The organism is Cryobacterium sp. TS_SC_7 (assembly GCF_056156285.1).
On record NZ_CM149589.1, the window covers coordinates 2,150,712 to 2,163,915 of the forward strand.

Annotated in this window: 7 protein-coding genes and 3 rRNA genes; 2 read left to right on the plus strand and 8 right to left on the minus strand. The window is 61.3% G+C overall.

Features of this window, described 5'->3' with window-relative positions:
* Positions 1-45: 45 nt before the first annotated feature.
* Together glpX and AC0J5J_RS09840 are read left to right on the plus strand one after the other, a co-directional pair.
* Positions 46-930: a class II fructose-bisphosphatase gene (glpX, locus tag AC0J5J_RS09835; protein ID WP_474897787.1), complete on the plus strand. Its 885-nt coding sequence runs from the start codon at positions 46-48 to the stop codon at positions 928-930.
* A gap of 200 nt (positions 931-1,130) precedes the next feature.
* On the plus strand, positions 1,131-1,742 hold the full coding sequence (locus AC0J5J_RS09840) for a histidine phosphatase family protein (RefSeq protein ID WP_474897788.1): 612 nt from the start codon (positions 1,131-1,133) through the stop codon (positions 1,740-1,742).
* A gap of 285 nt (positions 1,743-2,027) precedes the next feature.
* Here AC0J5J_RS09840 and rrf read toward each other — a convergent pair.
* From rrf to dnaK, 8 genes are all read right to left on the minus strand, one after another.
* Positions 2,028-2,144: ribosomal RNA gene (gene rrf / locus AC0J5J_RS09845) — 5S ribosomal RNA — on the minus strand.
* Between the two features lie 133 nt (positions 2,145-2,277).
* Positions 2,278-5,407, minus strand: a 23S ribosomal RNA gene (locus AC0J5J_RS09850).
* A 472-nt stretch (positions 5,408-5,879) separates the two neighbouring features.
* Positions 5,880-7,399, minus strand: a 16S ribosomal RNA gene (locus tag AC0J5J_RS09855).
* Together the 16S, 23S and 5S rRNA genes form the textbook arrangement of a ribosomal RNA operon.
* 651 nt (positions 7,400-8,050) lie before the next feature.
* The gene (locus tag AC0J5J_RS09860; protein ID WP_474897790.1) at positions 8,051-9,187 is read right to left on the minus strand and encodes a class I SAM-dependent methyltransferase; all 1,137 of its coding nucleotides are present in this window, start codon (positions 9,185-9,187) and stop codon (positions 8,051-8,053) included.
* 26 nt (positions 9,188-9,213) lie between these two features.
* Positions 9,214-9,648, minus strand: coding sequence for a heat shock protein transcriptional repressor HspR (locus AC0J5J_RS09865; RefSeq protein ID WP_474897792.1), 435 nt, complete (start codon positions 9,646-9,648; stop codon positions 9,214-9,216).
* A gap of 2 nt (positions 9,649-9,650) precedes the next feature.
* Positions 9,651-10,658, minus strand: coding sequence for a DnaJ C-terminal domain-containing protein (locus AC0J5J_RS09870; protein WP_134424257.1), 1,008 nt, complete (start codon positions 10,656-10,658; stop codon positions 9,651-9,653).
* A complete protein-coding gene (locus AC0J5J_RS09875; RefSeq protein WP_134424258.1) occupies positions 10,651-11,283 on the minus strand; it encodes a nucleotide exchange factor GrpE in 633 nt (210 codons plus the stop codon). Before AC0J5J_RS09875 ends, AC0J5J_RS09870 begins: the two co-directional genes overlap by 8 nt.
* Positions 11,283-13,160: a molecular chaperone DnaK gene (dnaK, locus tag AC0J5J_RS09880; protein WP_134424259.1), complete on the minus strand. Its 1,878-nt coding sequence runs from the start codon at positions 13,158-13,160 to the stop codon at positions 11,283-11,285. The genes AC0J5J_RS09875 and dnaK overlap by 1 nt, the downstream gene beginning before the upstream one ends.
* Positions 13,161-13,204 lie beyond the last annotated feature (44 nt).

Sequence of the window (13,204 nt, forward strand, 5' to 3'; positions counted from 1 at the left end):
TGTGCCTGCCGGTCCCGAGACCGCTGTCCCAGCAAGAGGTGGCCCATGCCGCAGCACAACCAGTCCGCGCCCTTGGCCGGAACCACCGTCATCGGCGCCGACGGGTGGCCCGCCGAGCTGGTCGCCGCCGTGCGCGCCTCCACCGAGGCGGCAGCCCGGGCAACGCTGCCGTGGGTTGGCCGGGGGGACAAGAATGCCGCCGACGAGGCCGCCGTCGCGGCCATGCGGGCCGTGCTCCTGACGGCGCCGTTTCGCGGAACCGTCGTGATCGGCGAGGGCGAGAAAGACGAGGCTCCCATGCTCGCCAACGGCGAGCGACTCGGCACCGGGATCGGTCCGGACTGCGATATCGCGGTGGACCCGCTCGACGGCACGCGCCTCGCGGCCGACGACCTTCCCGGTGCGGTCTGTGTCATCGCCCTCTCCCCGCGGGGCACGATGTTCGACCCGGCCGGTGTCTTCTACATGGAGAAACTCATCGCCGGCCCGGCCGGTCACGGCGTTCTCGATCTCCGGGCCTCGGCCACCGAGAACCTCCGAGCCTTCGCGGCTGCCGCCGGCATCCGCGAGACCGCGCTCACCGTCGCCGTCCTCGACAAGCCCCGCCACGCCGCGCTCATCCGCGAGATCGAGTTCGCGGGCGCGCGCGTGCTCCGGGTGCTCGAGGGGGACGTCTCCACCGCGATCGCCGCCGCGTCCACGGATGCCGCCGTCGACCTCTCGATCGGGATCGGCGGAACCCCGGAGGGTGTCATCGCGGCCTGCGCCGTGCGCGCCCTCGGCGGTGTCATGCTCGGCCGGATGGCCCCGCAGAGCGACGAGGAACGCGCTGGTGCCCTTGCCGCCGGCCTCGACCTCACCCGCATCTACACCGTCAACGACCTGGTCGCGAGCGACCGGGTGCTTTTCACCTCCGCCCCCATCACCTGACCCGGCCGGTGGTCGAGCCCGCCCGGTGGTCGAGCTTGTCCGGTGGTCGAGCTTGTCGAGACCCGCCCGCCCTCGCTGCTCGAGCCTGCCGCTGCTCGAGCCTGCCGCTGGTCGAGCCCCTCGCTGGTCGAGCCTGTCGCTGGTCGAGCCTGTCGAGACCCGATTCCCCTCCCGGCACGTCCCCGAGGGAGAATAGTCTCGTGAGCTCCACAACGACCTTCGCCCTCATCCGCCATGGACAGACCGATTGGAATGCCGCTCTGCGCATCCAGGGTCACTCCGATATCCCCCTCAACGAGACCGGTCGAGGCCAGGCGGCGGATGCCGTCGGCCACCTGGCCGACTACGAGTGGGACTTCGTCGTGTCCTCGCCGCTCAGCCGCGCGGCAGAGACCGCGGATCTGATCGCCGATGGCCTCGGGCTCACCGTCAACCGGCGCATCCCTGAGATGGTCGAGCGCGATTACGGCCCGGCCGAGGGAATGAGCGCCGGCCCCGAGCTGGACGCGCTGCGCGAGCCGGGCGGCCCCACCGGCATCGGCGGCTTCATCGGCGCCGAGCCGGAGTCGACCGTGGCCGCCCGTGGCCTGACCGCACTGCAGCTGCTGGCCCGGGATCACCCCGGTGCCCGCATCATCGTCGTGAGCCACGGCACGCTGATCCGTTTGACGCTGATGCAGGCGCTGGTCCAGCCTGTCGACACGATCAGGAATGCCTCCCTCAATGTGCTCGCGCACACCGAGGCCGGCTGGACCCTGGACATCCTCAACGGCATCCCGATTCCCGCCGCCGATCTCCTCCCCACCGCTTAACGACGGAAGGCCACCCTGCTTGGGTGGCCTTCTTTTTCGGTCCTGGCGTGCGCCCCAGCACCGAGACGCTCGCGTGTGTGGCCTCGTGTGGGGCGGAATGTGCCCACGATTGTTCCCGTTCCGGTCGAGAGTGGCCGTTTTGCTGGGCACTCTCGACCGGAACGGGAACAGTCACGACTGGTTAACGGGGGAAGGCCACCCCGTGGGGTGGCCTTGTGTTTCTGGTGTGTGTGGTTAAAGCACAATGGCCACCCCGGGGGGTGGCCATTGTGTGTTTCAAGTTAAGTCCGGCGGTGTCCTACTCTCCCACAGGGTCCCCCCTGCAGTACCATCGGCGCAGAGAGTCTTAGCTTCCGGGTTCGGAATGTGACCGGGCGTTTCCCTCTCGCTATAGCCGCCGAAACATCTTTCGATGAATCGATTCTATATTTTTTAGTTATAGAGCCCTCACACAGTTGTTGCCGGTGAGGGCGTTGTTCTCGACCGTACATCGAGAACCACATAGTGGACGCTTGCAGCTTATTCAAACTGTTGTGTTATCAAATTATTGGCTTATTAGTACCGGTCAGCTCCAAGGGTCTTTAGTCCCCTCTTCCACATCCGGCCTATCAACGCAGTAGTCTAGCTGCGAGCCTCTCCCCCGAAGGGATGGAAATCTCATCTCGAAGCCGGCTTCCCGCTTAGATGCTTTCAGCGGTTATCCGTTCCGAACGTAGCTAATCAGCGGTGCTCCTGGCGGAACAACTGACACACCAGAGGTTCGTCCATCCCGGTCCTCTCGTACTAGGGATAGATCTTCTCAAATTTCCTGCGCGCGCAGCGGATAGGGACCGAACTGTCTCACGACGTTCTAAACCCAGCTCGCGTACCGCTTTAATGGGCGAACAGCCCAACCCTTGGGACCTACTCCAGCCCCAGGATGCGACGAGCCGACATCGAGGTGCCAAACCATGCCGTCGATATGGACTCTTGGGCAAGATCAGCCTGTTATCCCCGAGGTACCTTTTATCCGTTGAGCGACAGCGCTTCCACAAGCCACTGCCGGATCACTAGTCCCGACTTTCGTCCCTGCTCGACTTGTCAGTCTCACAGTCAAGCTCCCTTGTGCACTTACACTCGACACCTGATTGCCAACCAGGTTGAGGGAACCTTTGGGCGCCTCCGTTACTTTTTAGGAGGCAACCGCCCCAGTTAAACTACCCACCAGGCACTGTCCCTGAACCGGATCACGGTTCGAAGTTAGATATCCAATATGACCAGAGTGGTATTTCAACGATGACTCCACCTGAACTAGCGTCCAAGCTTCAAAGTCTCCCACCTATCCTACACAAGCCACACCGAACACCAATACCAAGCTGTAGTAAAGGTCACGGGGTCTTTCCGTCCTGCTGCGCGTAACGAGCATCTTTACTCGTAATGCAATTTCGCCGAGTTCGCGGTTGAGACAGCTGGGAAGTCGTTACGCCATTCGTGCAGGTCGGAACTTACCCGACAAGGAATTTCGCTACCTTAGGATGGTTATAGTTACCACCGCCGTTTACTGGGGCTTAAATTCTCAGCTTCGCCTTGCGGCTAACCGTTCCTCTTAACCTTCCAGCACCGGGCAGGCGTCAGTCCGTATACATCGTCTTGCGACTTGGCACGGACCTGTGTTTTTAGTAAACAGTCGCTTCCCACTGGTCTCTGCGGCCTTCGAACGCTCCAGGAGTAAATCCCTTCACGCCTCAGGCCCCCCTTCTCCCGAAGTTACGGGGGCATTTTGCCGAGTTCCTTAACCACGATTCTCTCGATCTCCTTAGTATTCTCTACCTGATCACCTGAGTCGGTTTGGGGTACGGGTGACTAAAACCTCGCGTCGATGCTTTTCTTGGCAGCATAGGATCACTGATTTCGTCCGTGAGGACTACCCATCGGGTCTCAGCCTTATATGAGAGACGGATTTGCCTATCTCTCGGCCTACATCCTTAGACCGGGACAACCATCGCCCGGCTCAGCTACCTTCCTGCGTCACACCTGTTAATACGCTAACCGCACCAGCATAGGGTCGCACGCTAGGCCCCACGCTTCACCCCGAAGGGATCCATCTAGGGGATTCAGATGCTTAGCATTACTGGATTAGTTTGGGCGGTTTTTCGCCAGTACGGGAATATAAACCCGTTGTCCATCGACTACGCCTGTCGGCCTCGCCTTAGGTCCCGACTTACCCAGGGCGGATTAGCCTGGCCCTGGAAACCTTGATCTTTCGGAGGACGGGTTTCTCACCCGTCTTTCGCTACTCATGCCTGCATTCTCACTCGTGTAGCCTCCACGGCTGGTTTACACCGCCGCTTCGCTGGCCACACGACGCTCTCCTACCCATCAACACGGCTGAACCAACACAACAAGTGTGCGGCTTACCAAAAATATCAATGCCACAACTTCGGTGGCGTGCTTGAGCCCCGTTACATTGTCGGCGCGGAATCACTTGACCAGTGAGCTATTACGCACTCTTTCAAGGGTGGCTGCTTCTAAGCCAACCTCCTGGTTGTCTGTGCAACTCCACATCCTTTCCCACTTAGCACGCGCTTTGGGACCTTAGTTGGTGGTCTGGGTTGTTTCCCTCTCGACGATGAAGCTTATCCCCCACCGTCTCACTGCTGCGCTCTCACTTACCGGCATTCGGAGTTTGGCTGACGTCAGTAAGCTTTTAGGCCCCATCGGCCATCCAGTAGCTCTACCTCCGGCAAGAAACACGCAACGCTGCACCTAAATGCATTTCGGAGAGAACCAGCTATCACGAAGTTTGATTGGCCTTTCACCCCTATCCACAGCTCATCCCCTCCATTTTCAACTGAAGTGGGTTCGGTCCTCCACGACGTCTTACCGTCGCTTCAACCTGGCCATGGATAGATCACTTCGCTTCGGGTCTAGGACATGCGACTGAATCGCCCTATTCAGACTCGCTTTCGCTACGCATTCCCCTCTCGGGTTAAGCTCGCCACATATCACTAACTCGCAGGCTCATTCTTCAAAAGGCACGCTGTCACCAGAACAAAGCTGGCTCCAACGGTTTGTAAGCAAACGGTTTCAGGTACTATTTCACTCCCCTCCCGGGGTACTTTTCACCTTTCCCTCACGGTACTTGTTCACTATCGGTCATGTAGGAGTATTTAGGCTTATCAGGTGGTCCTGACGGATTCACACGGGATTTCTCGGGCCCCGTGCTACTTGGGATACTCTTCGGGCGATTGCTGCATTTCGACTACGGGGTTCGCACCCTCTATGACCAGGCTTTCAATCCTGTTCGTCTATACAACGTTCTAACCCTCACTGTTCGGCAGAAGCAGCAGAAAAGTCCCGCAACCCCGACCATGCAACGCCTGCCGGCTATCACACATGATCGGTTTAGCCTCATCCGGTTTCGCTCGCCACTACTAACGGAATCACTATTGTTTTCTCTTCCTGTGGGTACTGAGATGTTTCACTTCCCCACGTTCCCTCTACCCGCCCTATATATTCAGGCGGGAGTCACCAGGTCACTCAAAGAGGCCTGGCGGGGTTTCCCCATTCGGAAATCCTCGGATCACAGTTCGTTTATCAACTCCCCGAGGCTTATCGCAGATTACTACGTCCTTCTTCGGCTCTACATGCCAAGGCATTCACCGTTTGCTCTTAGAAATTTGAAATCACATGAGTTTGAATCGATTAAGAATCGTAAAACTCGAAAGTCTCACGATCGAAATTGACCAATGATCACAGCACTGAATAAATTCAGTGCTTAGATCTTTGTAATTTGCTGTCCGAAGACAGTCAAATTTAAGATGCTCGCGTCCACTGTGTAGTTCTCAAAGTACGGGCGGTACCCTCACCTGCCCACGATTGATGTGAACAGGAAAAGGTCCAGAGGAAAAGTCCAACCAGGGTCTCGACAAGCTCGACCACCGATTGTTCCGGTCCCTCAGGACCCAACAGCGTGCATATGCGTTTCGTTCACCATCAAACCATTCCAACTCCCGAGGGAGCGTACCGGGTTCAGCGGTGTTCTCAACGCATCAATGTCAATGTTCCACCCATGAGCGCCACCGGGAAACATGTGTTCCCGTAATGGCTTGGCAGTGTTACCCCGCTGTATACAGACGGCACTGCTGTGCTCCTTAGAAAGGAGGTGATCCAGCCGCACCTTCCGGTACGGCTACCTTGTTACGACTTAGTCCTAATCACCGATCCCACCTTCGACAGCTCCTCCCCTTGCGGGTTAGGCCACTGGCTTCGGGTGTTACCGACTTTCATGACTTGACGGGCGGTGTGTACAAGGCCCGGGAACGTATTCACCGCAGCGTTGCTGATCTGCGATTACTAGCGACTCCGACTTCATGAGGTCGAGTTGCAGACCTCAATCCGAACTGAGACCGGCTTTTTGGGATTCGCTCCACCTTGCGGTATTGCAGCCCTTTGTACCGGCCATTGTAGCATGCGTGAAGCCCAAGACATAAGGGGCATGATGATTTGACGTCATCCCCACCTTCCTCCGAGTTGACCCCGGCAGTATCCCATGAGTTCCCACCATTACGTGCTGGCAACATAGGACGAGGGTTGCGCTCGTTGCGGGACTTAACCCAACATCTCACGACACGAGCTGACGACAACCATGCACCACCTGTATAGAGACCTTGCGGGGCGACTGTTTCCAGACGTTTCCTCTATATGTCAAGCCTTGGTAAGGTTCTTCGCGTTGCATCGAATTAATCCGCATGCTCCGCCGCTTGTGCGGGCCCCCGTCAATTCCTTTGAGTTTTAGCCTTGCGGCCGTACTCCCCAGGCGGGGAACTTAATGCGTTAGCTGCGACACGGAGACCGTGGAATGGTCCCCACATCTAGTTCCCAACGTTTACGGCATGGACTACCAGGGTATCTAATCCTGTTCGCTCCCCATGCTTTCGCTCCTCAGCGTCAGTTACGGCCCAGAGATCTGCCTTCGCCATTGGTGTTCCTCCTGATATCTGCGCATTCCACCGCTACACCAGGAATTCCAATCTCCCCTACCGCACTCTAGTCTGCCCGTACCCACTGCAGGCCCGAGGTTGAGCCTCGGGTTTTCACAGCAGACGCGACAAACCGCCTACGAGCTCTTTACGCCCAATAATTCCGGACAACGCTTGCACCCTACGTATTACCGCGGCTGCTGGCACGTAGTTAGCCGGTGCTTTTTCTGCAGGTACCGTCACTTTCGCTTCTTCCCTACTAAAAGAGGTTTACAACCCGAAGGCCGTCGTCCCTCACGCGGCGTTGCTGCATCAGGCTTTCGCCCATTGTGCAATATTCCCCACTGCTGCCTCCCGTAGGAGTCTGGGCCGTGTCTCAGTCCCAGTGTGGCCGGTCACCCTCTCAGGCCGGCTACCCGTCGTCGCCTTGGTGAGCCATTACCTCACCAACTAGCTGATAGGCCGCGAGCTCATCCTTGACCAAAATTCTTTCCACCCCCAGAGATGCCTCCAAGGGTCGTATCCGGTATTAGACGTCGTTTCCAACGCTTATCCCAGAGTCAAGGGCAGATTGCTCACGTGTTACTCACCCGTTCGCCACTAATCAGAGAAGCAAGCTCCTCATCATCGTTCGACTTGCATGTGTTAAGCACGCCGCCAGCGTTCGTCCTGAGCCAGGATCAAACTCTCCGTAAATGTTTGATTGCACGACCCGACCCTTCGACAAGCTCAGGGACCGAGACGGCACATCTAGTGTGACTGACCGCCGGAATGGGCGGACCAGACACAAGTTTGAAACTGACAGAACAAATCATTACTGACTTGCTTTGTTGTTTAAATGTTTTCCAAAGGAATCTCCTGATCCTTCACCGCTAGAAACGGATCCAAATCACGAGGTTTTTGGCATTTGACATTGTGCACGCTGTTGAGTTCTCAAGGATCGGACGCACCCGACTTCAGGCCCTATAATGGGCTGTCGCTTCGGGGCAACTTGTATAACTTACCTGCCCGACAAGTCCGTGTCAAATCGAAGCAAGCGACCCATTCCAAGTACGCCGAAGCGACTCAGAACATTTCACGCACTCGATCTGGGAACCAGTCGGAGAGAGTTACTATCTTGGCTTCTTCTCGAATGCTTCCTTAGCGGATAGACAAACAAGGAGAAACTAAAACCTTCGTCCCACTTGAGGCCGGGAAGCTCTGCGGCTTTCCGAACCTGTGGGGTGACTAGAGAGACATTACGGTGAATTCTGGGGGTCCGCAACTCCCTCTCTCATCCCGGGCGTGTCGGCTATTCGGGCCTGACTCACGTCCCTGAATGCCGGCCCTTGCACAGCCCCGCAGGCCTCAGCGGCCGGTCGAGACTGTGACGGTGAACTTGGCGTTCCGCCCTATCTGGCGGGTCGGCCCCACCAGCCGGGTGAGTGCGGGCCGATACCCCAGGTGGGTGTTCCACACCGTCCACAGTTCACCGCCGTGTTGCAGCACCCGCCCGGCGTCCTCGAATAGTTTGAGCGCGATCCCGGCGTGCACGGACGAGCCGATGTGGAAAGGCGGGTTCAGCATTATCAGTTCGGCCGACGCATCCGGTTGGCTCTGCAGTGCGTCATCCCGCAAAACAGTCACGCGGTCGCCGAGCGAATTGGCCGCCATGGTGGCCCGAGTAGAGGCGACGGCCGCAGCCGACTGGTCGGTAGCGGTTACTCGCAGGGTGGGGCGGCTCCGTGCAAGGGCGGCGGCGAGCACTCCGGTGCCGCAGCCGAGGTCTATGGCGCTCCGGGCATCCGGCTTCATGCGTTCGAGGTACTCGAGCAGGTAGCGCGTTCCGATATCGATGGTCGCGCCGGCGAACGCAGCTCCGTGAGCACACACCGTGAGGCCCAGGTCACCGTGCACCACGGATTGCGGCCAGATGGACACCGCCGACTGAACTGCAGAAGGTATCGGGGACGCTGCCTTGATCACCCGGGACTTCTGCCGGGCCGGGCTGACGTGCACCTGCGCGAAGTGCCGCCCGAGCACCTCGTTCATGGCCGACGTCATGTGCTTGATGCGCCCACCGGCGATCACGACCACATCCGGAGCGGCGTACCGACGGATGGCATCGGCGATCTCGTCAAGTGCCGCCAGGCTACGCGGCAGCTGGACCAACACCACTCGCGCGTTCGCCAGCAGTTCTTCGCCCACGTCGAGGGAGCGGTAAGTGTCGGAGAGCCCGGCATCGATCGCATTGCGGTCGAGCGCCAATTCCCCGGAGAGCACATCCTGGTGAACCCGGATGCCCCGAGCGGCATGAAGTGCGGCCGCGCCCAGAGTGAGGGCGCCATATCTGTCCTCGAGCACCACGACCTCGCCGGCCCCGGCCTCGGCCAGTGCACCCGCTGCCTCGTCGAGGATCAGCCGGTCGCTCGCATCCACGGCGAAGAGGTTGTCCGCTTCCACATCGGGGAAACGCCTCAGACGGTCAAAGGAAAAATCAGACATTCCCTCAGGCTAACCCGCAGTCGCGGTTACGCGTCGTCGTCCGCCGGGCGGACATCCAACGGGCGCCAGATCACGATCTGGGTCGAACGCCGGGTCCGCGTGCCGGCCCGCATCGAGATGACCTCACCCGCCGGGCCGGCCGCGAAAACGCGGCGACCCGGGCGGTTCAGCAGTTCATCGGCCAGGGCCGATTCGAGTTCCCGCAGACGCGATTCGAGCGTGCGCACGTGGTCCTCGAGACCCAGGATGCGACGGATGCCTTCCAGGCTCACGCCCTCGGCGCCGAGTTCCGCGATCTCGCGGAGCTTGGCCACATCCCGCATCGAGTACCGGCGAGACCGACCGGGGGTGCGGTCGGGGCTCACCAATCCCAGGCGATCGTATTGGCGCAGGGTTTGCGGGTGCATGCCCGCAAGCTCGGCAGCCATCGAGATCACGAAAACCCGGGTGTTCTCGTCCACCGTCAGTCTCTCGCCTTCGCGAGGAGGTCGTCGCGCGGGTTCTCCTTCGGCAGCGCTTCCGCGAAGGCCGCGAGTTTCTCCTCGGCGTCCTTCGACAGATGTGACGGAACGGCAACCTGAACCTCCGCCAGGAGATCTCCGGTGCCCTTGGGAGTCACGACGCCGCGCCCCTTGACACGGAGCACGCGCCCGCTCGGGGTGCCGGGGGCGATGCGCAATTTGACCGGCACGCCGCCCAGGGTCGGCACCTCGATCGTGGCGCCGAGTGCCGCCTCGACGAAGGTGACCGGCACCGAGACCCGTAGGTTCAGGCCATCGCGCTCGAAGACCGGGTGCTTGCGTACGTTCACCGTGAGCACGATGTCGCCCGACTCGCCGCCGTCGGGGCTGTGCTGCCCCTGGCCGCGCAGCTTGATCTTCTGCCCGTCGGCCACACCGGCCGGAATCTTCACCTTGATGGCGCGGCCGTCCTGGGTCTGCAAGGTGATCTGATCGCCGTGGGTGGCCGTGATGAAGTCGACCGTGGTCGACGCGATCACGTCACGCCCGCGGGTCGGTCCGCCGTAGCCGCGGAAGCCGCCGCTCGAGGTTCCGAACCCGCCGCCGCCCTGTCCGCGGCCGAACATGCCGCCGAGCAGGTCGTCGAAGCCGCCCTGCTCATAGGAGTAGCCGGGCTGCTGCTGCCGGGCTCCCCCGCCGAACATGCCGCCGAAGACGTCGTCGAAGCCTCCGGCCTGGCCGCCGCCGGGGCGCGGGGCGGTGAAGCGAGCTCCACCGCCCATCGCGCGCACGGCGTCGTATTCCTTGCGTTGCGCCGGGTCGCCGATCACCGAGTGTGCCTCGCTGATCTCCTTGAACTTCGCCTCGGCCGCAGGATTGCCCGGGTTGGAGTCCGGGTGGTACTTGCGGGCGAGTTTGCGATAGGCCTTTTTCAACTCGGCCGGAGTGACGTCCTTAGACACACCCAGGACCTTGTAGAAGTCCTTATCGAACCAGTCCTGGCTAGCCATCGCTCGGTACCTGCACGACGACCTTGGCCACGCGCAGGAGCGACGCGCCCAGGAAGTAGCCGGTCTCGATGACGTCGCCGACGGTATCCGACTCGATGTCGGCGGTGGGCAGCTGGAAGATCGCCTCGTGGATGGTCGGATCGAACGGTTCACCGACGGTACCGAAGGGCCTCACGCCCAGACGCTCGACGCTCGCACGCAGTTTCGCGGCGATCGTGCTGAACGCCGAATCCTCGACCAGGTCGCCGTGCTTCTCAGCACGGTCGAGGTCGTCGAGCACCGGAATCAGACCCTTGACGACATCCACGGTGACGCGCTCGCGCTCGACCTCGCGGTTCGCCTCGGTGCGCCGACGGTAGTTGGCGTACTCCGCGGTGACGCGCTTGAGATCTGCGAGGTGCTCGCTCGTGGGCTCGTCGACTTCGCGCGCGGCGGCGTCCAGTATGTCCTGGACCGTCAGCTCGTCCTCTTCGATGCCCTCGGCAGACGCCGCGTCGGCGTTCACGGCACCCGCGTCGGCACCTGCGTCGGCCGCTGCGGCTTCCGCGTCGGCCCCGGGGGCACCCTCAGCGGATGCCCCCTCTTCAAACGGCTCGTCGCCGGGACGCTTCGTGTCGTCTGCCATTACTTCTTGGCCTCTGAAGCGTCGTCTTCGTCGTCGACAACCTCGGCGTCAACCACGTCTTCGTCGGAGCCTGCCGCGTCGGCGGCCGGCTCGGAGTCGGACGGGGCGCCGGCCGCGGCATCCGCCTGGCTGGTCTTGTAGATAGCCTCGCCGAGCTTGCCCTGGCTCTCGTTGAGCTTGTCGAAGGCGGTCTTCACGGCTGCGTCGTCGTCTCCGGCGAGCGCGGACTTGAGGGCGTCGACGTCGGCCTGGACCTCGGACTTGACGTCCTCGGGGAGCTTCTCGTCGTTCTCCTTGATCAGCTTCTCGATCGAGTAGGCGAGCTGCTCGGCCGTGTTGCGGGTCTCGGCGGCCTCGCGGCGGCGCTTGTCCTCGGCGGCGTGCTCTTCACCCTCGCGCACCATGCGCTCGATGTCTTCCTTCGCGAGCGAGGATCCGCCCGTGATGGTCATCGACTGCTCCTTGCCGGTGCCCTTGTCCTTTGCGGACACGTGCACGATTCCGTTGGCGTCGAGGTCGAAGGTGACCTCGACCTGCGGGATGCCGCGCGGGGCCGGCGCGATGCCGGTCAGCTCGAACGTGCCGAGGTTCTTGTTGTCGCGGGTGAACTCACGCTCGCCCTGGAAGACCTGGATCGCGACGGACGGCTGGTTGTCGTCGGCCGTGGTGAAGGTCTCGCTGCGCTTGGTCGGGATGGCCGTGTTGCGCTCGATGAGGCGCGTCATGATGCCGCCCTTGGTTTCGATGCCGAGGCTCAGCGGGGTGACGTCGATGAGCAGAACGTCCTTGCGCTCGCCCTTCAGCACGCCGGCCTGCAGCGCGGCGCCGACGGCGACGACCTCGTCCGGGTTGACGCCCTTGTTCGGGTCCTTGCCACCGGTCTCGGCCTTGACGAGCTCGTACACGGCGGGCATACGGGTGGAGCCACCGACGAGAACGACGTGGGCGATGTCTTCCACCTTGACGCCGGCTTCCCGGATGACGTCCTGGAACGGCTTCTTCGTGCGGTCGAGCAGGTCTTCGGTCATCTTCTCGAACTGGGCGCGGGTGAGCGTCTCGTCGAGGTTGGCCGGGCCGTTCTCCGTGAGGGAGAGGTACGGCAGCTGGATGCTCGTCGACATGCTGCTCGAGAGTTCCTTCTTGGCCTGCTCGGCGGCTTCCTTGAGGCGCTGCTTGGCGATCTTGTCCTTGGAGACGTCGACGCCGGTGGTTTCCTTGAACTTCTTGATCAGGTGGTCGACGATGCGCTGGTCCCAGTCGTCGCCGCCGAGGCGGTTGTCACCGGCGGTGGACCGCACCTGGATGGTCGAGAAGTCGTCGTCCTTGCCTACCTCGAGGAGGGAGACGTCGAAGGTTCCACCGCCGAGGTCGAAGACCAGGATGAGCTCGTCTTCCTTGCCGCGGTCCAGGCCGTAGGCCAGGGCGGCCGCGGTGGGCTCGTTGATGATGCGCAGCACGTTGAGTCCGGAGATCTCACCGGCTTCCTTGGTGGCCTGACGCTCGGCGTCGTTGAAGTACGCGGGAACGGTGATGACGGCATCCGTCACCTTGTCGCCCAGGTACGCCTCGGCGTCGCGCTTGAGCTTGGCCAGGATACGGGCGGACACTTCCTGCGGGGTGAACTTCTTGTCGTCGATGCCGACGTTCCAATCAGTGCCCATGTGGCGCTTGACCGAAGCGATGGTGCGGTCGACGTTGGTGACGGCCTGGCGCTTGGCGGTCTCGCCGACCAGCACTTCGCCGTCTTTGGTGAAGGCGACGACGGACGGGGTGGTCCGGAAGCCTTCGGCGTTTGCGATGACGGTGGGTTCTCCACCCTCGAGGACGGCCACCACAGAGTTGGTGGTTCCGAGGTCGATGCCTACTGCACGGGCCATGTGTGCGTTCTCCTTCAAAGTTTTTGTGATCACCCTGATTCCTC